Origin of the sequence: Salmonirosea aquatica, from assembly GCF_009296315.1 — a bacterium.
Taxonomy (GTDB): Bacteria; Bacteroidota; Bacteroidia; order Cytophagales; family Spirosomataceae; genus Salmonirosea; species Salmonirosea aquatica.
The window spans coordinates 217,618-239,366 of record NZ_WHLY01000002.1; the positions used below are offsets into that span (position 1 = coordinate 217,618).

Annotated in this window: 15 protein-coding genes and 1 pseudogene; all 16 read left to right on the top strand. The window is 36.6% G+C overall.

Annotated features, from left to right (window positions below; genetic code table 11):
- Nucleotide 1: 1 nt before the first annotated feature.
- The 16 genes and pseudogenes from GBK04_RS01845 (at nt 2) to GBK04_RS01920 (ending at nt 21,722) form a co-directional block, all read left to right on the top strand.
- Nucleotides 2-2,371, top strand: a complete 2,370-nt coding sequence (locus tag GBK04_RS01845) for a GumC family protein (protein WP_152756349.1) — start codon at nt 2-4, stop codon at nt 2,369-2,371.
- A gap of 1,112 nt (nt 2,372-3,483) precedes the next feature.
- Complete coding sequence (locus tag GBK04_RS01850; RefSeq protein ID WP_152756350.1) at nt 3,484-4,353, top strand: hypothetical protein; 870 nt, start codon at nt 3,484-3,486, stop codon at nt 4,351-4,353.
- A gap of 36 nt (nt 4,354-4,389) precedes the next feature.
- Nucleotides 4,390-5,184, top strand: a complete 795-nt coding sequence (locus GBK04_RS01855) for a class I SAM-dependent methyltransferase (RefSeq protein WP_373330637.1) — start codon at nt 4,390-4,392, stop codon at nt 5,182-5,184.
- Between the two features lie 240 nt (nt 5,185-5,424).
- The gene (locus tag GBK04_RS01860) at nt 5,425-6,810 is read left to right on the top strand and encodes a lipopolysaccharide biosynthesis protein (RefSeq protein ID WP_152756352.1); all 1,386 of its coding nucleotides are present in this window, start codon (nt 5,425-5,427) and stop codon (nt 6,808-6,810) included.
- Between the two features lie 416 nt (nt 6,811-7,226).
- A pseudogene (locus tag GBK04_RS30250) lies at nt 7,227-7,382 on the top strand (LbetaH domain-containing protein); the annotation flags it as partial.
- A gap of 107 nt (nt 7,383-7,489) precedes the next feature.
- Nucleotides 7,490-8,767, top strand: coding sequence for a glycosyltransferase family 4 protein (locus GBK04_RS01870; protein ID WP_152756356.1), 1,278 nt, complete (start codon nt 7,490-7,492; stop codon nt 8,765-8,767).
- Nucleotides 8,757-10,034, top strand: coding sequence for an O-antigen ligase family protein (locus GBK04_RS01875; RefSeq protein ID WP_152756358.1), 1,278 nt, complete (start codon nt 8,757-8,759; stop codon nt 10,032-10,034). The genes GBK04_RS01870 and GBK04_RS01875 overlap by 11 nt, the downstream gene beginning before the upstream one ends.
- Nucleotides 10,035-10,490: 456 nt before the next feature.
- Complete coding sequence (locus GBK04_RS01880; protein WP_152756360.1) at nt 10,491-11,618, top strand: glycosyltransferase; 1,128 nt, start codon at nt 10,491-10,493, stop codon at nt 11,616-11,618.
- Between the two features lie 317 nt (nt 11,619-11,935).
- Nucleotides 11,936-13,039 carry a glycosyltransferase gene (locus GBK04_RS01885; RefSeq protein ID WP_152756362.1) on the top strand — a complete coding sequence of 368 codons (1,104 nt, stop codon included), beginning with the start codon at nt 11,936-11,938 and terminating at the stop codon, nt 13,037-13,039.
- A 160-nt stretch (nt 13,040-13,199) separates the two neighbouring features.
- Entirely contained in the window at nt 13,200-14,531 is a 1,332-nt protein-coding gene (locus GBK04_RS01890; protein WP_152756363.1) for a hypothetical protein, read from the top strand.
- 75 nt (nt 14,532-14,606) lie between these two features.
- Complete coding sequence (gene asnB / locus GBK04_RS01895) at nt 14,607-16,457, top strand: asparagine synthase (glutamine-hydrolyzing) (protein ID WP_152756365.1); 1,851 nt, start codon at nt 14,607-14,609, stop codon at nt 16,455-16,457.
- 46 nt (nt 16,458-16,503) lie between these two features.
- The gene (locus GBK04_RS01900; RefSeq protein WP_373330638.1) at nt 16,504-17,652 is read left to right on the top strand and encodes a glycosyltransferase; all 1,149 of its coding nucleotides are present in this window, start codon (nt 16,504-16,506) and stop codon (nt 17,650-17,652) included.
- A gap of 49 nt (nt 17,653-17,701) precedes the next feature.
- Nucleotides 17,702-18,634 carry a class I SAM-dependent methyltransferase gene (locus GBK04_RS01905; RefSeq protein WP_152756369.1) on the top strand — a complete coding sequence of 311 codons (933 nt, stop codon included), beginning with the start codon at nt 17,702-17,704 and terminating at the stop codon, nt 18,632-18,634.
- A 12-nt stretch (nt 18,635-18,646) separates the two neighbouring features.
- A complete protein-coding gene (locus tag GBK04_RS01910) occupies nt 18,647-19,228 on the top strand; it encodes an LbetaH domain-containing protein (RefSeq protein WP_152756371.1) in 582 nt (193 codons plus the stop codon).
- The gene (locus GBK04_RS01915) at nt 19,216-20,874 is read left to right on the top strand and encodes a GMC oxidoreductase (protein WP_373330639.1); all 1,659 of its coding nucleotides are present in this window, start codon (nt 19,216-19,218) and stop codon (nt 20,872-20,874) included. Before GBK04_RS01910 ends, GBK04_RS01915 begins: the two co-directional genes overlap by 13 nt.
- Nucleotides 20,871-21,722 (top strand): aldo/keto reductase, encoded by an 852-nt coding sequence (locus tag GBK04_RS01920; protein ID WP_152756372.1) that lies wholly within the window; start codon nt 20,871-20,873, stop codon nt 21,720-21,722. Before GBK04_RS01915 ends, GBK04_RS01920 begins: the two co-directional genes overlap by 4 nt.
- Nucleotides 21,723-21,749 lie beyond the last annotated feature (27 nt).

A 21,749-nucleotide genomic window follows, 5' to 3' on the forward strand; every position in this document is an offset into this window, starting at 1 on the left:
GATGCCCCGCCAAGAATACGTAGAAATCGAGGAAACGGAGTTCAACCTCCAGGAATACATCCGCCGCTACTTGCGGTATTGGTACTTGTTTCCTATTTTCGTGGCGTTGGCCCTGACGGCTGCTTACTTCTATTTACAGAAAACGCAACCCGTGTACTCGACGACCGCTACGTTATTGATCAAGGACGAGCAGAAAGGCATGACCGGGGGGAACCAGGATATGCTGGAAGAACTCACGCAGTTCAGCGGCAATAAAATTGTCGAGAACGAGATCGAGGTGATTTCCTCCCTAACGTTGATGGCGCAGGTGGTCGAGAATTTGGGCCTGAACGTGGTCTACGAGGCCAAAGACGGCTTGCACACCATCGATCTCTACAAGGCCACCAACGTGGTGGTGCAGCCCGAGCTGCTGACTGAATACGCCTACAAAGAACCCCTCTTTATTCACGTGCAGGACGCTGGACATTTCCGCCTGAACGACGAAGCCGAACTGCAGCCCTTTGGCCAAAAGTTTTCTAACGCCTGGGGAGCTTTCACGGTTTTGCGCGCCGACAGCCTCCTGGATAATGGCTATCAAGACATTCAGGTGAATTTCCGCGATTTGCCAGATTTGGCCGAAAACTTCCAGGAGCGCCTGACGGTGCAGGAAGTCAATCCCAAAAGTACGGTGCTGGAAATCACGCTGGAAGATACCTCCCCGCAGAGGGCCCGCGACATCATCAATAACCTGCTCGATGTGTACGTGCAGAGCAACCTTAACGACAAGAACCGCGAAGCTTCCAATACCATGGCGTTTATCGAGGAACGCCTAAAACTCGTGACGGGGGAGCTGGGCGACGTGGAGGGCGACGTGGCCTCCTTCAAGAGCGACAAGGGCCTGACCGACATCAGCGCGGAATCGCAGATTTTTCTGGAGAATATCCAGGAGAACGATAACAAACTCGAGGAAGTTAACACCCAGATGAAGGTGCTCGAAAGCGTGGACCGCTACATTGAGTCCAGCGGCGACGGGGCCCTCGCCCCCGCCACCTACCTCATCAGTGATCCGGTGCTGATCTCCCTACTGACCCGCTACGCCGACCTCAAGCAGCAGCAGGAACTTTATGCCCGCACCACGCAGGCAAGCAACCCCCTGCGCGAGACCGTCAATTCGCAGGTAGCCAGCACCAAACAGGCTATCAAGGAGAACCTACAGAACCTGCGCCGGGGCCTTGACATTACGAAGCAAAGTTTGGCTTCCATCAACAACCGCTTTTCCCGCGACCTGCGGGCCATCCCTCAGAAGGAGCGCGAATACGTTGGCATCAAGCGCCAGCAGACCATTAAGGAGAATCTGTACCTCTATCTCCTCCAAAAGCGTGAGGAAACTGCCCTTGCCTATGCCTCGACTGTAACCGACAGCCGCCTAGTGGACGCGCCCAAGACGAGTTTCCGACCCGTTAAGCCCAAGCGGTCTACCATCTGGCTCGGTGCATTCGCTGCCGGAATGGCTATTCCGTTTTTGCTGATCAACCTGCTTTTCGTGCTCAATAACACCGTACAGCGGCGCGACGAAATCGAGTCCGCCACCCGTACCGCCATCCTGGGTGAAATAGGTCTGATGCCGCAGGCCAAAGGAGTCGACGACACCATCATCCGCATGACGAGCCGCAGCGCGGTAGCCGAGCAGTTTCGTGCGCTGCGTACCAACCTACAATACCTAGGCGATGGTACCTGCCGGGTACTGCTCTTCACCTCTTCCATTGGGGGAGAAGGCAAGAGTTTTGTAACCCTCAACCTGGGGGCAAGTTTGGCCTACGCCGATAAAAAAGTAATTATTTTAGGACTTGATCTGCGCAAACCTTCCCTGCATCAGCGGCTGGGCATTGGCAACGACCGTGGGGTGACTAATTACCTCATCGGACAGGGCAAACTCTCGAATCTGATTCAAACCACTTCGGTGCATCCTAATATGGAAGTGATGGTAAGCGGGCCGATTCCGCCCAATCCGTCCGAACTGATCAGCAATGGACGCCTGCCGCTGCTTTTAGCCGAGCTCAGAGAGCAATACGACTACATATTGATCGATGCCCCGCCTTATGGACTGGTGACCGATGCGGCCCTCATCGCTGAACATACTGACGCTACCCTCTATGTCGTACGCTACAACTACACCGTACGTGACCATTTACGTCGTATTGCTGAGTTACAGAAAAGTGAACGTTTCAAAAATCTCAGTATAATATTTAACGGGGTAAACTATGGGGCAGGCTATGGATATGGTTATGGATACGGAGGTTATGGATACGGATACTATGGGGACAACGACAATGCTCGAACTCGTAAGTTCGGCACGCGACTGAAAGAGCTTATAGGAAAGAAAAGTTTATAGACAAATCGCCAAAAAATTTCCCACGCTTTTTTTCTGTAACCAAAAGTCGATTTGATGAAAAATTGAGTTTCTTACTAGCAAATCTCTTCACAATTAGCTAACAATGTAAAAATTCATTTCTCTCTCGATCTTTAAAAGTGCTTTGTTTTATTTACAAGCCCAATTATCTTAGTCTTAGGAATAGGGTATATGTTACGATCGATTATTTCCTACGGAGAGCTCTAAAGGTAACCATGATTGGCAATGTGTTAAAGACGACGAATTAACTTTGAGATCATACAGGAATACACCAGAGATTGAAATAGATGGAGTAAAATTTTTGTAAGTACTTTATATTGAGATATTTAGTAACTTAGCTTATAGAACAGATAAATTTGCATTTTTGTAGTTATGTTGAATTCGGTCAAAAACATAGTTCATTGACAAATTTTTCGAAAGTTACCTATTAGGCTATGATCAAGTAGATGGCAAATTTTATAATCGACCCAAGGCTAACGAGTTAAGTCAAATATTGTCTATTTAGAAAATAGAAAAATTACATCTTATCAACTTCCTTGTCAAAGAATTGCTTCGATTAGAAAGTTGATAACATAGGTACTTGAAATATGAAAAAAGTTGGGTATATTCACCTGATTGAGTCAGAAAGTCGCGTTTTGATTCTTTGCTTTAACATGTTGAGTAAATATCTTAAACAGAAAATTTATCATAACGTAAAATTTCTCCAGGAGCATTTCGTCTCTATCTGGCCTTACTTGTTATGGTGCATCATAGTGTTGATTTTCTTACAATTAAGAGTACTGTATAACATTTTTGTATCATACCTAGTTTCTTTTGGTTTAGATAAAAGAATGGAGAGTATGAGAAAAAAATGGCTTAACCAACACACAAGAGTAAAAGTTCGCAAAATAACAGTGAGTAACTAAATAATTTGTTGCATAGCAAGCACACTTATAAAGTCAAAACTACTATCTTAAAGATGAAAATAATGTATACGGATTAGTATAACTAGTGATGATATCAGAAGAGTAAAATAATTTGGAGCATTATGCAATTTGCTGAACAAAAGATGTGTAAAGAACAAATTATATTTTAAACCAAAACAGCTAAAATTAATGAAATATAAATATTTGGCGCGAAGTATTTTCAATTACTTCGGAAGCAAATCTTGTCCAGCATGTGGTAGCCAAGATGTTAAAATGATGGCTAGAAAATTTTTTGTGACCAGATTATTTAAATGTGAGAATTGTTTTTTACAATTTCGCCATCCGAAAGATAACGAGTCTTTTCAATTCAATTTTTATCAAAGGGAATATGAACAAAATGATAACATAACAACAAAACTTCCATCAGATGAAGAATTGATTGTTATGAAAAAACAGAATTTTGCTAATAAAGACGTAAGTAGATATAGTAAAATTTTTAAAAATTTATATAATCACCTAAGCACCAATGAGATTTCATTGATTGACTATGGATCAAGTTGGGGGTATCAATCTTTTCAGTTTCTCAAGGAGGGATTTGATTGTTCCAGCTTCGAAATTTCAGAACCAAGAGCCAGATATGGAAATGAAAAGCTTGGGTTGAACATTAAAATAAATGAGGCTGAACTTCCCAAATCGAACCACATATTCTTTTCGTCCCATGTCATTGAGCATGTTCCCTCACCTAAGAAAATGATCACGCTAGGAATGCAATTGTTGAACATGGGAGGATATTTTATTGCCGAGTCACCAAACGGTAGTATTGAGTTTAGGGAGAGAGACCCTAAGGACTATAACAAGCTATGGGGAGAAGTGCATCCAAATTTTTTAACCTCAGAATTTTACTCTCATGCGTTCAATGATTATCCATACCTCATAACATCTTCTCCATTTAATGACCTTCCTCAGCTCGTAGAAAAATGGGACAAAAAAAGTCAGGTAAAACTTGACCTCACTGGTGCACAAATGGTTATCATTGCAAGAAATTGTAAAGTTAAATAGGCTAAATCGTTAAATTTTATTATCTAGAGAATTGCAATGAATAGAACTGTCAAGGATAAAATAAAAAAGTTTTTTTCTTTTACAAATCTGTATGTTGATTTTTTGACAAGCAGGGAAGATATAGTAGAGTTCATAAGAACTATTAGGCCAAAAATAACAAACATTGATTTAATTAGAATAGGACCTCATGGGGATGGAGGATATTTAATCCCGAATGACTTGATTGGTGTGAATGTATGCTTTTCACCTGGGGTTGGAACTCTAAGCTATTTTGAAGAAGAATGTGTAGAAAAATATGGGATGAAAATATATCTTGCTGATAATTCAGTTAATGCCCCTAGCATAAATAATAAAAATTTCAATTTTATTAAAAAGCATATCGGAATTGCAAATAGTGAACATATGATTACAATGGAAAGATGGATAGAAAATATGGAAGAAGATAATTCCGATCTCTTACTTCAAATGGATATTGAAGGCAATGAATACCTTTCTATACTATCTATGCCCCAAAAACTTTTGAATAGATTTAGAATAATTTCAATTGAATTTCATGATTTACAGAACATCTGGGGAAAAGACTTTTATTCAACAGCTAAAAGTACATTCGAAAAATTACTTGAAAATCATGTATGTGTCCATTTGCATCCTAATAATTGTTGTGGTGCATTGAATATAAAAGGAATAGAAATACCTCGTGTATGTGAATTCACATTTATAAGGAAAGACAGAGTAAAAATATTGGGAAACGTGACTACTCCAAATCAACTAGATTCTGACAATAGAGGTAATCCAACTCTTACTTTATCAGACATTTGGTATAAAGATTAAGAACAATTTTGTGCTAAGGATTTAGCTACTACATTAGTTTTATATTCATGTTTCTAGAAAATCATTTGGAAAACGAAAGTTAGGTTTTGGTGGTTCAGATTCTGAAATAACCTACAATATTAAGGATTCCTTGCATTCTCAAATGTATATTTGCTTGAAAGTATTTTTTAATTTGTCTAGGATCAGTAAATCAAAAATTATTTTGAATCGAATTCTTAGCAAAATACTACTAACTAATTTATGTCATCCTCAATTAGGAGAAATTTAATTAAAAATGGTATTGCAAATAGTCTGAAGAAATTTGTAAATATTGGCGAGCAACTAGCCCTAGTTCCATTTCTAATTTCATCGTGGGGTGCTCCATTTTATGGGGAATGGATAACATTAACTATTTTACCAAGTGTACTTTCATTTACCAATGTTGGTATTGGGTCGTCTGCTGCAAACTTAATGGTGCTTAGGTTTGCAAATGAAAATGTCAATGGTGCACGTAGTGCAGCAATATGTGGTATAAAAATGATTACATACACAATTTTTATAGCATTAATTTTATCAGTCGTCTGTATCTTTATTCTGGATAAAATGCACCTTTTTGAAAAATCCTTGATACCTAGAGAGGACTCAATTCTTACACTAGCAATTCTGATGTCAAGCCGTTATATTTTTTTTTATCAGCCTATATATGATGCTTATTTTCGTTGTTCGAGAAAAGCCTCAATGAGTATAAATTTACTGTCAGTTTATTCGTTGTCGAATCTACTGACTTCATTTATCGTATTATATAACCATGGGGGTGTTGTTGCACTCTCAATAACAAATCTATGTATTACTAGCATATTTCTTATATCCTATTCAATAATTGCTGAAAATATGATCCAGGGTTTATTCGAGAGAGGAAGTTTAGTTGAAACTTATAAATCGGATATAAAGACAATAATTACAAACGGCTTGGGATATTTAGGTTCTCCATTATGGCAAACGATTTATTTTCAAGGGAGTACGCTTGTAGTTAGGGTCGTTCTAGGCCCAACTACAGTCGCATTATATAATACTTTAAGGGCAATGACTAGATCAGCCAATCAGCTATTCGGACTGATTCATGATACAGTATTTTCAGAGTTACAATTTGAAATTGGAGCAGGTAGATTGGATAAAGCAAGAAAACTTTTCCGTATTTGTCTGGGACTAACAGTATTTATTTCTATCATAGGTATGATTATTCTAGCAATTTTCGGCCCACAGCTGTATAATTTATGGACCCAGAACCTTTTTAACCCACCAAAAACTCTTTGGATTATTTTTATAATGGGAATTGGATTTAATGCTTTATGGTATACAGCAGGGGTTGTTTTCTTTGCACTTAATAAAACTGTTAATTTCGCAATTATATGTGTAACTAGCTCTATTTTTTCAGTTTTATTTGCTTATCTTTTGAGCGTTAGGTTTGGCATACTAGGTGCAGCCATAGGCGCATTTTCTTTTGATGTAATTTTAGCAGTGTATGTTATACCCGTTTGCTGTAGATATATATACCAGTCTATCTATACATTACCAATAGATATTATAAGGGACATGAAGACATACCTATATAACTTATTAAATAAACTATATTTATCATCAAAATAATCTTACCCTTGAAGTTGAAAATTAAGTAATAAAATTTAAGTTAAAAATCACTTAAGTTTTTAATTAATATGTTTAAAAGCCGACTGAAAAAAATATTGGGGGCAAAATTTTCAATTTTCCTAAAACAATATTATCCTCTATCCAAGGAGAAGATCTCTTTATTGCTCACTAAGCATCAATTTAAGCATTTTGGAAGTAGAAGTGCCTTTGCAGTTGGAGTTAGAATAGATGGTAAAAATAGTGTTTCGATCGGAGATGATACCGATATTGGTGCTTATGTACATATTTATGGAGGTGGTGGTGTAATAATTGGCAATAGAGTCCTTATTGCTTCACATGTAACAATCACAAGTTTAACACACGATTATACCTATAAGACGATAAAGTTTGCTCCAATTATAAGTAAGGAAATTCGTATTCAGGATGACGTTTGGATAGGTACTCATGCGGTCATTTTGCCAGGTATTACAGTTGGAAAAGGGGCTGTTATTGCTTGTGGTGCTATTGTTACGAAAGATGTTCCAGAAATGGCAATTGTAGGTGGAGTTCCGGCTAAAATATTAAAATATAGAAAAATTTTAAATTATTAGAGAAAATTATTTAAAAAGTTTTCAATTTCGAAGGTTTAGTTACATTTGCTGCTTCAATACTTCTAATATTAATTTTTAAAAATATAGTAATGAAAGACAAATTGCCGATTAAAGTAATAATTTCGGCTGGACCAGGAAGGCTTCATTTGATACAATCAGCGGTTGAATTAAAAAAAGTGGATGTGGATGTTAAAGTAATTACGGGATGGATACCTGGAAAGATGTTTTCAGATTCATTTGTAGACTGGATGGGTGGTTGGGTTGGACGAAAAAATAATCTAGCGCATGCATTAAAAAAAAGGAACCCTGCTGAATTAGAAAGATCGGAGTTAAAAAGCTGCGGTATAGCTGAATTTTTCATTCAATTTCTCTTTCTATTATCAAAGTTTAAATTAATTTCTCGCAATAAAAGTGCTTTGATTGGCTGGACGGCCTTTGGTCTACAATCAAAAAAATACATTAAAAATGCCGACATATTTCATGTTAGGGGTGGGGCAGGTGCCGGAGGTGTTTTTGCTTATGCTAAAAACAAAAATATGAAAGTTATTGTGGATTATAGTATTGCCCACCCAAATGAGCTAAGTAATCAGATTGAGAAATCAATAAATAAGACAGGTGCTAATTTTAACAAATACATCAGTTTACATCCTAAGGACACCTTCTGGAAAATGGTTTTAAGAAGCTGCGATTTTGCAGATATGCTGGTTGTAAATTCTGATTACGTAAAATGGTCTTTTATCAAAGAAGGGTATCCCGAACATAAAATTAAAGTAGTTTATTGGGGAGTAAATTCCGAATTCAATATACAAAAGCAAATATATTATTCAACTTCACAAATCAGACTTATTTTTACTGGTGCATTTGGTTTACGTAAAGGCGCTGGCCTGATTATTGCCGCTTTGACAGAGTTAAAAAATCGTAATATAGATTTTACTTTTGATATAGTGGGTAGCGTAACTGGTGAGATTTCGATACCACGTTGGATGCAAGTTTCCCCAAATATTGTTTTTCATGGTCATTTATCTCAAGATAAAATGAAATCTATATTGCTAGCTAGTGACATATATATATTCCCTACTTACACTGAGGGTTGTGCACAATCAGTTAAAGAGGCTATGTCTGTAGGCCTTCCAGTTATCACAACAAGACAGAGCGGAGTTCCTATCATACACAAAGTAGACGGTTGGTTGATCGATGATGATAGTATAGAAGCTTTAATATCCGCAATTTTGGAACTATCTAATAATCCAGATTTACGACAAAGAATAGGATCACAAGCTGCTAAAACGATAAAATTGAATCATACATGGGAAATTTATGCAAAAAATATGAAATCGGTGTACTACGATCTTCTAAATGATGAATAGGAAAACATTACGATCAATTTCGAAATTTTCCTCTTTCTTTTATGCTGCAATAACCAGTATAAAAGTAAGTTTTATCGGACAGATTGGTTCAAATGAAATTTTCGCATCTTTAAATTTGTTGTCAATTGGGAAATGGAAAAAGCTTAACCATGGAGTACCCGATTTAAAGATTGTCAATTATGCATATATTTTGTTTTTGATTTCTCAAATTCTTAGTGATCTTGTCAATCACTCTACTCTTTTCGATTCTGCAAGAGGACTTGCTAATATTGTTGTGGCAATTATAGTTACTAGTTTTTTGATGAGTATTATCTTGAAAAGATCCGAAAATATTATTTATTTTTTGATTGGCCTCATTGTTAGCTACTCTTTTTTTGGTATCGAAACTCACACAACAGAAGTGGAGGATATGGGTTTTTTAAAATTCAGGTTAGCACCTATACTAAACGCTTCACTTCTTCTAATTGTATATTATCTGCATAAGATTGGCTCAAATAAACTTTATCAATTTTTAATTTTAATAGGATACAGTATATTTTGTTTACTATTTGATTTTAGATCTAATGGAATTATTTTTATGCTCTTAGCTATCTCTGTATATTCTAGGAATTTTTTTCTCACTTTGAGTATGACAAAAGTTTTTCCTAAATTATTAATTGGAGCAATTTTATTTCAAGTATTTTATAGTATTTATGTATCAGAAGTCCTAACAGGCAATATTGGAGGAAAGCACTCTCGCATACAGTTGGCACTACTTGAAAATCCCTATAATCCATTTAATCTATTATTGGTTGGACGTTCCGGAGCCTACATTGCTGTATTGGCTATTATGGATAAGCCTGTTTTTGGTCATGGGTCTTGGGCTCCTGATCCAGGAGGAAAATATACCTTATTAAATTACAAACTTCAACAGGAGGATGAGAAATTTGCGGAAAGGTTTGATAGAGAAAATGGAAGGCTATTTATTCCAAGTCATTCAGTAATTTTAGGAGCTTGGGTTACTGCTGGATTTTTTGGATTCATTAGCATAGTGATTATTATGTTTCTATTTTATAAGAGAGCGTTTCTACTTTTGAGGTTTAAATCTTTTGCAAATAGCCCTTACTATTTAATAGTCATTTATTACATGGCGAGTAATTTTTGGACTTTTCTTTTTTCTCCGCTTCCACATATAAGAGAATCGATACCGATAACTCTTGCTTTTGTGCTTGTACTTTTTAGGAAACATGAAAATTTTGAAAAAGTGCCTACCTCTTCATTCATTTAAATACTGTTCAACAGTAACCTTAATTCTCCAAACGTTTTACTTTTAGGCGTAGCGATTAATCTAATTGGATTCGTCCAAATGGTTTAGCCCTTCTAAGATAAGATATTTTTCTATATATTCCTTAGAATTAACAATTTCTTTGAGGCTGTAAATTGCAAACTAATTTTCTATTTGTCTATATGTAAATTTGGTATTTAATAAATGTATTTGTAATAAAAATTGAAGAGAGCATATCTTATTATTAATTATTTCTTTATTGTTTTTAGTGGCTTTGTTGCATGGCTCTAGGTAATCCGAAAATAGCTTCGATTGGCCCTAAAAAATTATTCATTAAGTAACTAATTCTACCAAATTATGGACCTACGAGGCTCTAAATAGGTATTTTTCCAAGGTAGAGCAAGGTAAAATCAGCCTTTCAGGAGCCATGCAACAAAGCCATTTTTAGTTATAGTGATTATGGGATTAAAGATTGTTTTTCTGACATTAGGGGATGTATCCAAAATTGCCACTATGAAGCGGGCATTCGGAATGGCGAACCCTTTACATGAAATGGGTTGGGATATTTCAATTATCTTAATGAATTGCTCTGAAAATAAAAAAAGAGCTTCACTTGAATGCAACGACTGGATAAAACTATATTATTTTGAATCTGGAAGTGCATTTAGCGAAGTATATCAAAAAACCAAAATTCTAAAAAAAATTCAACCAGACTACATTTATATATGCTCATTTAGTATTCGGAATCTAATTCCAAAGATTTTTCTCAGATTTAAGCCTAAAATAATAGTTGAACATAGTGAATTACGATCAGGTATTTTAGAATTAGATTATTTAAAAAAAATAATTGCATACGGTTTTGAAGTATTTTCTATTTGGTACGCTGACATGATTGTGACAGCTAGCAATTATTTATATAATTATTTTAAAAAATTGATCTACAAGATTAATAACGATATTTCTTTAGACTATTCCCCTTATGCATATAATGCTGAAATTTTAAGAAATGAATTTTTTCAATTTGATAATTTACCTACAAGATGTCCTGCGAAAAATATATTTCTTTATATGGGAACTATGACACGCAACTATGGACTTTTTACAATACTTGAAGCTGCTAAGATGTTAAAAAATGAGTGCTTTTGCTTTGAGGTGATTATGATTGGTCGTGGGCGGCATATTGAGGAAGCAAAAAATTATGTGGATCTATACAATTTAAGTGATGTTATTACTTTCGTTGGATATGTTAGTGAAGATAAACTGATGTCTTACTTTTATATTGCTGATGCTTTTATTGCACCTGTAAATAATACGATTCAGGATATTGCAAGGTGCCCAAGCAAAATCTATATGTATTTACCTTTTAAGAAACCAATACTCACATGTAAAGTTGGTGAACCATATCAAATTTTTGGTGAGTCTGGAAATTATTTTGATAATGAAAATCCTTCGACCTTGACTGAGTTATTTCAAAAAGTAATCGATAATAAATGTAACACTATGGATATTGACCCAGCATTGCATAGTTGGGAGAGAAGATCTATTGATTTTAATTTTTGGGTCGTTAAAAATACTGATATTCGTTAATTGGTATATTATTCTTCTGATTTTAATTTAATAAGTCAATTTGTACTATTATATTATGAATAATTTCAAAAATATTGACGGTAAATAATTATAACTCAAGCAGTTTTACTTTTAAATACATATGAAATTGACTCATTGCACACAAATTTTATTTTATTATTGATAGATAAATTATTTAATAAAGATGTCAGGCTGAGCGGAGTCGAGGCCCCCGCACCGGAGGTCTTCGACCACTTGGCGTCCCTGTACGCTCAGAATGACATACCTCAAAAAATCTCTTTCTCTACAAATCAATTCACTTATCAATAAAGAACTAAATGATAGGTATTTTAAATCCAATGATTCCACACTATCGTGAAGACTTTTTCAGAGGAATAAAGGAAAAAATTGACACCGAGGTATTTATTTTTTTTGATAATAACCGAATTGAAAAATTAAATTTTCAGAAAGGAAATTTAATTTCAACTCATGTTAAATCTGTTAGCCTTGGGCCGATTTTAATATACGATTTCAGAAAATTGTTAAAATCTGATATCAAGGTTCTTGTTCTGATGTTAAATTTCTCACAAATTTCCACTTGGTTACTTTTAATTTTTAAGCCATTTCATAGGAAGAAAATAATTTTGTGGGGGCAGGGAATATCAATTAAAAGGTATATTAAAGAAGAAACCAAGCCAAATTTTTTACTAAAATGGATGTTGCAGCTTTCTGACTCAGCTTGGTTTTATACTGAAAATGAACTTGAAATTTGGAAAAATCATATTCCAGTTTCTACATTTACTTATTTAAATAATACTATCTCTGACGTAGCTAAAATTTGTCATTTGAAATGTCAAGACATTTCTTTTTTAAAAAAAAAATATAATATCATTCAAGAACGCATTTTAATCTTTTGTGCTAGGTTTAATGAAACTGAGAGGCGGACTGATTTGTTGATAAATATTATAAAGGAGCTCGATTGTTCGAAATTTGGTTTTATTATAATTGGCGAGGGCAAATTAAAACCTGACTTTCAGGGATTTAGTAATGTTTATGATTTTGGATCACTCTATGACTTAGAAACTAAAAAAGATCTTTTTCAAATTGCTGATATATATTTTCAACCAGCTTGGCTTGGTTTGTCAGTAGTTGAAGCGCTTGCATTTGGTAAGCCTATATTTACTTTTTCTAGGTCCAATGCAATTAAACAAGGTGTGGAGTATGGATACATCACACATAATTTTAACGGCATGATTTTTACAGAGTTTCAGCATTTTACAGAAACAGTATCAAATTTATCCCAAAGTGAAATTGATAGATTATCTTTAAACGCTAAGAAATTTGCTATTGATAATCTGAAACTAGATTTTATGATTTCACAAGCCTTATCTTCTATCAATAAGGTTTTATGTTTAATGATTGTGTTTATAACTTTTATTTGATATTTTATTTAATTTCTTGCCATTATAAATTATCGATGATTGTTATAATTATTGATTTATTGATTTATTTTTTTTAATTTAATATTTTATGGAATTTGATATCTATTTTTTTTAAATACTTTTTTTCAATGTGAAATTTTTAAAAGTTTATATTTAAGAAATGGAAATAGACTCAACTGACGAAATGGGGAATTTCTTTTTTGGATTTCACGACCTCATACCATGGAACTCTAATGGCAATCGATTAGCTACTCTCAGGATAGCAGATATTTCGACCCCTCCGAAAACTCATGTTTTCTGTGATTTTGGTTTTATTGAAAACAGAAAATTTATAAAACTTGGAGAAACCTATGCCTATAATTTCCCACAAGGTGCTAGGCAACAATGGGTAGGTAATTCAAATTTTTTGATTATTAATGATAAATTTGAAGATAAATGGATTTCTAAGGTTTATGACACTGATTCTTTACGACAAACGTCATTGCTACAATATCCTGCTCACGTAATAACTGATGATGGATGGGCTTTTGGTCTGAATTATTCTAGATTATTTAGGGTTGGTGGATATGGTTACACAGGTTTAAGGGACATTACGGCTAGTCATCATGCTCCCTCAACTGATGGTATTATAAAACATAATATTTACACAGGAGAGTCTCATTTACTTGTTTCAATTCATACCGTTGCTTCGTTTGAAGCTAATTTGAATGCAGGTAAGCATCACTATATTACGCATTTAGTTTTGAACCCAAATCAAGATAGAATTGCCTTTTTGCATAGATGTAAACTAAGCGATGGTGGCGAAACTACTCGTCTAATGACTATTGGATGTGACGGAAGTAACCTCCGATGTTTATCTAGCGGATTTTTAAGTCATTTTGATTGGAAAAATAACTACCAAATTGCCATATGGGGCCGCGTTGGTACTAATATTGAGGCTATACGCAACTCGATTTTTTATAGAATTATGCCGACAAAACTATTATTTTTTATAAAATATATGGTGAAATCACTTATTTCAAATTACTATCCAAGAAAAACTCTTTCCTCTAATTCCCTTTTTAATTGGCTAGTTTTTAGCGATGAAGATTCCCCAACCTGTTCTCTTTTAGCCGATGGTATTCTATCTGAGGATGGGCATCCATCATTTTGCCCGACTAATAGAGATTGGATGATTTGCGATACTTACCCAAATACTGAAGGGATCAGAACACTGTATCTTTTCCAATATAGTACTCAAAGAAAAATTGATCTTGGGTATTATAAAATGATCAGCAATAAACCCGATTTGGCTTCTTTGGGAGATTCTCTTGAAAATGTTGAAGCCTCTGTAATTAAGTCTTTCAAACTTGATAACTTAGCTTTCACTAGAAGTGGCTTGCATTGTGACCTGCATCCACGATGGAATAGAAATGGTACCACGGTATCCTTTGATTCAATCCATGAGGGTGTTAGGCGTATTTATGAATATAATGTTGGAAGTATCGTCTAATTAATTTCTTATTCTTTTGATTACCCGTTACACAGTATTTCTACACTATTTGTTACCATGTTATTTTAGAAAATCATGTGCGGAATTGCCGGGATTGTTGGGCTTGATCCAAAAACTAGCCGTGAATTAATTCAAGGAATGACCGATAGTCTTAGTCACAGGGGACCTGATGCTGTGGGTTTTTTTATCGATTATAAAGTTGCATTTGGTCAGCGTAGATTGTCCATCATTGATTTGAGTACGGGCGCTAATCAGCCTTTTTTTGACATTACAAAACGGTATGCCATAATTTTTAACGGAGAAATATACAATTATCAGGAAGTAAGGGAACAACTAAATTACTCCTGGCAAACTAAGTCTGACACAGAAGTTATTCTTGCAGCCTTCATCAAATGGGGAAAGGACTGCTTATCCCATCTCAATGGCATGTTTGCCTTTGCAATTTGGGACAGCATTGAGACCGAGCTTTTCATTGCCAGGGATAGGCTGGGCGTTAAGCCATTATACTATTATATGCAAGATGATCTGTTTGTGTTCAGTTCTGAAGTAAGAAGCATTCTTAGGACTGGCTTGGTTTCTAAGAAAGTTTGCACGAATGCCATCGTTAGCTATTTGGCGGGGTTAGCTGTTAAGACACCCTACTCAATTATAGAAAACATATTTCAGCTTCTGCCTGGTGAATATGCTTTTTTAAAGAAAGGAAAGCTTGACAGGCACTACTATTGGCGCATTGATAATGCCAAGAAATCAGAACCGTCTATATTGAGTTTGGCGGAGACAGTTAAAAAAACGAGACTCCTTTTTGAAGCCGCTATCAAAAGTAGGATGGTGGCCGATGTACCAGTTGGTGCCTTCTTATCCGGAGGGATCGACTCATCTGCTATAGTTGCTTTGATGTCAAAGTTCAGCCAGCGTCCGGTAGAAACTTTTTCTATTATATTCGAGAATAAAGAATTTGACGAGTCGGTATATGCAAGGAAGATAGCTGATAAATATAGTACTAAACATACGGAACTACTATTGAGTCCAACTGACTTAATTGATTCAATGCACGAGTATATAGCCGCTATGGATACGCCTACCGTTGATGGGATAAACTCATATATGGTATCCAAGTTAGTGGCTGCTACAGGTATTAAAGTAGCTGTATCAGGCTTGGGAGGCGATGAGCTATTTGTTGGTTATCCAGGATTTACTCGCTGGAAGCAGATAAAACAATACAATGCATTGCACGACAATCCCTTCTTTCGATCATTCGTCTCAGCTCTCAATAAAAGGGTTAAAAGCCGCGCTGTTAAAAAAGTGAAGGCTTGGAAAGATAATAAACAAGGAGCACTTAAAGCTTTTTACGAGACCAATAGGGGTATCTTTCTGGAAGATGAAATTCGGGAATTGCTGGAGGTAGATAAAGAAGCAGATTTATCACAATGGATGGATCTCAACGGTTCTAATATCCGCCACTACCCTACCTATAGCCAGTATTCGGTCGCTGAATTGACAGGCTACACACTCGATGTATTATTAAAGGATTCTGATCAAATGAGCATGGCCTGGGGCTTGGAAGTGAGAGAGCCTTTCTTCGATTATCATTTGGTAGAGTTCATCTTATCTGTTCCCGATAAATACAAATACTCGCGTAAGACACCGAAAAGCTTGTTTGTTAAAGCCATGGGAGATTTGCTGCCGGATGAAATAGTCTATCGTCCCAAAAAAGGATTTGCCTTTCCCTGGGATAGCTGGCTGCGTGGCGAGTTGAAGGATTATTGTGAAAGCAAAATTCAGAATTTATCCAATAGAGATCTGTTTAACAAAGCGTCTGTTCTGGATCTGTGGAAAAGGTTTCTGACTCATGATAGGAGGGTGAAATGGATGCATGTCTGGTCTTTGGTCATTCTAGAAGGCTGGCTGACAGTGAATGAAATTTAAAAGAAAATTGCATTGCTTGATGAGAATACTACGGGTAATTCCTACTATGGATCCAGCTATGGGAGGCCCCTGTCAGGGAATCCGTAATTCTATCCCTGAATTAGAGAAGTTAGGGGTTCAGAACGAGGTCGTATGTCTCGATCAAGCGAATGCAGGTTTCCTTGAATCCGATACATTCCCGATCCATTTCGTTGGGAGAGCTGTAGGGCCTTGGTGGTATCATAAAGCCTTGGTACCCTGGCTTCTTACTAATTTTTCGCGGTTTGACATAGTCATAGTTCATGGATTATGGCTATATCCAAGTTATGCCGTGTGGAAAATAATAAAAAGCTTCAAGGCAAATCACGAGAGCAAGTCGATCCCTAAAGTATACGTAATGCCGCATGGGATGCTCGACCCTTGGTTTCAACGAGCGCATGGTAGGAAGTTTAAGGCCGTCAGAAACAAAATATACTGGAAGTTACTTGAGGCAAATGTTGTTAACGACGCTGATGGATTATTATTCACCTGTGAAGAGGAGCTTAAATTGGCTAGGGAAGCGTTCAGTCCCTATAAACCCAAAAAAGAATTGAACGTTGGTTACGGCATCCTGCCGCCGCCTTCCTATATTGCTGACATGGATAGGGCATTCAAATATGCTTGTCCTGGAATAGATAACAAATCTTACCTTCTATTCCTAAGCCGGATTGATGTGAAAAAGGGTGTTGATCTGCTGATTCAAGCTTATTTAGCTTTGAAAAAAGAGGGATATAAACTGCCAGCGTTGGTAATCGCCGGGCCAGGTGAAAAAAGTAGCTACGGGCTAAAAGTGATTAAAATAGCTAGTAAGGATGATGGTATACTGTTTCCGGGAATGCTAAAGGGTGATGCAAAGTGGGGTGCATTCTATGGCTGCGAAGCCTTTGTCCTACCTAGCCATCAGGAAAATTTTGGGATAGCTGTCGTAGAGGCTTTAGCCTGTGGAAAGCCAGCGTTGATATCAAACCGAGTCAATATATGGCGTGAGATAAAGGATGGGAAATCAGGACTAATTGATACAGACACATTATATGGGGTAAAACAACTAATTTTGAAATGGATAAATCTTTCGCAGGATAAGAGGGTGGAAATGGAGCAAAGTGCAAAAAAATTGTTTCAGAAAAAATTCAATATCAGTTTATCAGCAAAGAAATTATTGGAAGTTTTAAAAGCTTAAAAATGTGATAAAAAATCATTTTATGTATTACGAATAAATATATAAAACAGTGAAAAGTGCATCTGAGGGATCTGGCTTAAATCTGCTTTTTAAAATAGATTATTCTTTCAAACTATTAAAAATGCGCCTTCGCGGCGGTAATATCGACTATATAATTCCGTGGGATGATATTAATGAATATAAATATTATCTAGCCAAGTACTCGGCATTTGGTAAAGATAATCTGAACGAATATACTGTGCTGGAGATTGGCTACGGTGCTCGTCCCTGGCGGTTATTTTCATTAGCTTCTATGGGCGTTAACATTCATGGAATAGATATTGATCGCCCAACTTACGGAGCAAATCCTGCAAGACTTTTAGAGGTATTACGCCAGAATGGATTTGAGCGATTCTCAAAATCTTTGGTAAGAGGTATTTTATTTGATCGGAAGGATATTTCTCGGTTGAGAGCTGAGTTCAAAGTTTTGGGTAAGGATTTAGTCCTAGATGAGTCAAGGCTAGTTGTTGGAAACGCCGCCGAGGTAAGCCATTTTTCTCCAAACACTTTTACTTTTGCTTTCAGTGAAGATGTTTTTGAACATATCCCCGTTGAGACAATCCCGGATGTGTTATCGAATTTAAAGGGGTGGTTGCAAAAAGACGCATTGCTACTCATCCGCCCTCACGTTTATACTGGAATTAGCGGGGGCCATGACCCTGATTGTTATCCCCATAAAATAAATTCTGATTCTTTTCCCAAGGAAAAAGCATGGTCGCATCTACTGAATCCAGACTTCAAAATAAATACTTTTCTTAATAAACTTCGCTTGCATGATTATATAAAATTGTTTTCAAAAAATTTTGAAATTTTGGAGATGAAGCAAAAATATGACTCACTTGGTAAAGAATTTCTGACGGAGGATTTGAGAAAGCGATTGATACCTCAATATTCAGAAGAAGAATTACTGACAAATCAAGTGCTTTTCGTGCTTCGTGCTTAACATAATATGAAAATGTTTAATTCTCACACCTCTAACAGTCAAGACTCCCTGAAACGGCCTTCCTTTTCGTTTTCCAATAAATTGAAAAGGGGAGTTTGGAATTTGGTTTGGCTATGCTTTTGTCGTTGGACACCTAAACCCCTACATACTTGGCGAAGCTTCGTTCTTAGATTCTTCGGAGCAAAAATAGGAAAGTCTAATTTTATTTATCCAAGCTGTAAAATTTGGGCACCTTGGCTTTTAGAAACAGAGGATGTGGCAACAATTGGACCAGGAGTAGAAATCTATAATCCTGGCGGTGCTTTTTTAGGGAGTCATTCTATACTTTCACAGGACGCTTACTTATGCGGAGCTACACATGATTATAATAGTTCTAGTTTTACTTACACTAGTAAGCGGATTGTTATCGAAGCATATGTCTGGATATGCGCCAAAGCAATTGTACTCCCTGGCGTACGGTGTTTCGAAGGTTCGGTTTTGGGTGCTGGATCTGTTACCTCAAAGGATTTGAAATCTTGGACTGTTTATGCAGGAAATCCCGCTGTAGCGGTAAAGGAGAGAAAGAACACAATATCTTTACAATGGATAAAATGACACCTGCTGAGATATTCGACCAGATGTTCAATCTATGTATCATTGGAGCCGGACCAGCCGGAATTATCATCGCCCTTGAATACTCCAGAAATGCGCCTAACGATAAAGTTTTGCTCGTTGAGTATGGAAATTCAGGCAAAAAATCGGGCAATGAACTCGATAATTCGATTCAACTGACGAATCCAACTAATCACTACTCTCCTGAGGAAAGTACAAATAAGGGAATGGGGGGTACCTCTGCTACCTGGGGAGGGCGATGCGTAATGTATGATGAAATTGATTTTCTGGATCGTCCAATTTTGAAAGGAGAATGTACTTGGAATCTGAATAGTCTGGAAGATTTGCAACAATATTTGCCACGTGCCGCCAATTATTTTGAGTGTGGTAATCCTGATTTTAATTTGAATCTCGTAGATGACTACCAATATCATCCTATTGCCGAAGGATTCTCAGAGGGTATAGTGCTTGATTCCAAAATTGAAAGATGGAGTATGCCCACCCGGTTTGGTAAAAGGTATAAAAAGGATATTCAAGAATATTCCAATTTAATTGTATTAGAAGCATTCGAGGCAAGAGATTTTGCTGTTCCAGACGAGACGGGTAAGGTTAATCGCTTAATAATTCGCAATGTGATTTCTAAGAAGGTGGAAACTGTGCACGCAAAAAGATTTGTGATTGCCGCTGGCGCGCAGGAATCTACCAGGATACTACTGCGTAATAAACAGTTATTTGCAAATTTGAAAGATGCGCCCATTGCTTTGGGTAAATATTATCAGGGACATTTGTCGGGGAAAATAGCCACAGTTAAGTTCTACGGTGATCCTCTTAAAACAGATTATGGTTTTATTGTTGATAAGGAAGGAATCTTTTTAAGACGCCGCTTTCAATTTTCGACTGAGTATTTGCAAGAAAAAAATCTTCTAAATACTGCTATTTGGCTAGATAATCCTTTATATTATGACCCAGCTCATAGAAATGGACCCATGTCATTCATGTATTTGGCATTAATTTCACCAATACTTGGTAAGAAGCTTGCTCCACCAGCCATAAGCCGCACGATTACAAAAGGAAAAGTGACTGGAATACCACAGCATATTGGTAATATTATCAGAGATTTGCCAAATTCACTTCTTATTCCTGCCACAACATTCTACAAGCGATATTTACTGAAAAGAAAGCTGCCAGGGGTCTTTTTATTTAGTCCAACCAATGAATACGCCCTACATTTCCATTCGGAACAAGTTCCCGAGTATGAAAACCAGATGCGATTAGGTGATGACGAAACGCTCATCATTGAGTACAATTTATCAGACACCGATGCAGATTCGGTAGTTAAACTACATGATGCACTGGATAAATGGTTAAGAAAATGCAATTGTGGAGAACTAAAATACCATTTTCCTTCTCAAGAATTAAAGACTGCAATTAAGAGTATGTCGAAGGATGGAATACATCAGTGCGGAACCACAAGAATGGGAGAAAGCCCAGAATTAGGCGTAGTAGATTCAAACTTGAAGGTTTGGGGTACTGAAAATGTTTTCGTCTGCAGCAGTTCTGTATTTCCTACTTCCAGCCAGGCAAATCCAACTTTTATGTTAGGCGCCTATGCCGTACGCTTAGCAGACCACTTAGTGAAGCAAAAATGAAATACGTTGAACTGGCCGAGGGCATTTCCTCTTCCGTATTGGGTTTCGGATGTTCATCAATCTTAGGTTCAGTAGGGGCAGCCCAATCAAGTCGCGCATTGGATTGCGCTTTAGATTGCGGTATTAACCATTTTGACTTGGCACGGTCTTATGGCTACGGAGAAGCAGAAAGCTTCGTAGGTAAATTATTAAAAGGTAAGAGGTCACAGATTGTTATTGCCAGCAAATTTGGTATAAGAGCTAACTGGAAGGCACAGGTACTTCGTCCGCTAAAACCACTTATAAGGTACGTTCGATCAGAAAAGCCCAAGTACGAATCAGTTCAAAATAGAAATGCGGTCACCTCGCACGCGATCTCGCCTGATATGTTTCACGACCGTGTAAGTATAAACATAAGGGAGATGCGAAAGAGCTTAGAGCAAAGCCTAAACGCGCTACAAACAGACTATCTGGACTATTTTTTTATTCATGAACCTATCACAGAGTTGAATGATTTTGAGAAAATCTCTGAGTTAGCGGAAATTTTAAAAAAAGAAGGAAAAATAAGGGCATGGGGTTTGGCTTTTTTGGATAGCCAAAAGGATCTTCATGAAAAATATGTTGACAGTTTTGATGTGCTTCAATTCAACTGCAAAGCAATAAAAAGTAGTAATTATAAGATTGATGTACGGCAGAGAGGCGACAGAGCGAATGTTCTGTTCTCACCATTTCGTGGTGAATCTCGTGAAGTGACTCCAAAGGATAAACTGAAATATCTTTTGAATGACTTTCCTAAGAGTGTTATCCTATGTTCAATGTTTGATGAAAAGCACATAATTAATAATTCAAAAATTGTATCAAATCAGTGATTTATCTTTTTTTTATTAAGGTAGTTG

Excerpts from the sequence above, each read along its gene's own strand:
- GBK04_RS01910 (WP_152756371.1), top strand. The coding sequence starts at position 18,647 with ATGTTTAATTCTCACACCTCTAACAGTCAAGACTCCCTGAAACGGCCT.
- GBK04_RS01855 (WP_373330637.1), top strand. The coding sequence starts at position 4,390 with ATGAATAGAACTGTCAAGGATAAAATAAAAAAGTTTTTTTCTTTTACA.
- GBK04_RS01860 (WP_152756352.1), top strand. The coding sequence starts at position 5,425 with ATGTCATCCTCAATTAGGAGAAATTTAATTAAAAATGGTATTGCAAAT.
- GBK04_RS01845 (WP_152756349.1), top strand. The coding sequence starts at position 2 with ATGCCCCGCCAAGAATACGTAGAAATCGAGGAAACGGAGTTCAACCTC.
- GBK04_RS01850 (WP_152756350.1), top strand. The coding sequence starts at position 3,484 with ATGAAATATAAATATTTGGCGCGAAGTATTTTCAATTACTTCGGAAGC.
- GBK04_RS01920 (WP_152756372.1), top strand. The coding sequence starts at position 20,871 with ATGAAATACGTTGAACTGGCCGAGGGCATTTCCTCTTCCGTATTGGGT.
- GBK04_RS01900 (WP_373330638.1), top strand. The coding sequence starts at position 16,504 with ATGGATCCAGCTATGGGAGGCCCCTGTCAGGGAATCCGTAATTCTATC.
- GBK04_RS01875 (WP_152756358.1), top strand. The coding sequence starts at position 8,757 with ATGATGAATAGGAAAACATTACGATCAATTTCGAAATTTTCCTCTTTC.
- GBK04_RS01880 (WP_152756360.1), top strand. The coding sequence starts at position 10,491 with ATGGGATTAAAGATTGTTTTTCTGACATTAGGGGATGTATCCAAAATT.
- GBK04_RS01890 (WP_152756363.1), top strand. The coding sequence starts at position 13,200 with ATGGAAATAGACTCAACTGACGAAATGGGGAATTTCTTTTTTGGATTT.
- GBK04_RS01885 (WP_152756362.1), top strand. The coding sequence starts at position 11,936 with ATGATAGGTATTTTAAATCCAATGATTCCACACTATCGTGAAGACTTT.
- asnB (WP_152756365.1), top strand. The coding sequence starts at position 14,607 with ATGTGCGGAATTGCCGGGATTGTTGGGCTTGATCCAAAAACTAGCCGT.
- GBK04_RS01870 (WP_152756356.1), top strand. The coding sequence starts at position 7,490 with ATGAAAGACAAATTGCCGATTAAAGTAATAATTTCGGCTGGACCAGGA.
- GBK04_RS01915 (WP_373330639.1), top strand. The coding sequence starts at position 19,216 with ATGGATAAAATGACACCTGCTGAGATATTCGACCAGATGTTCAATCTA.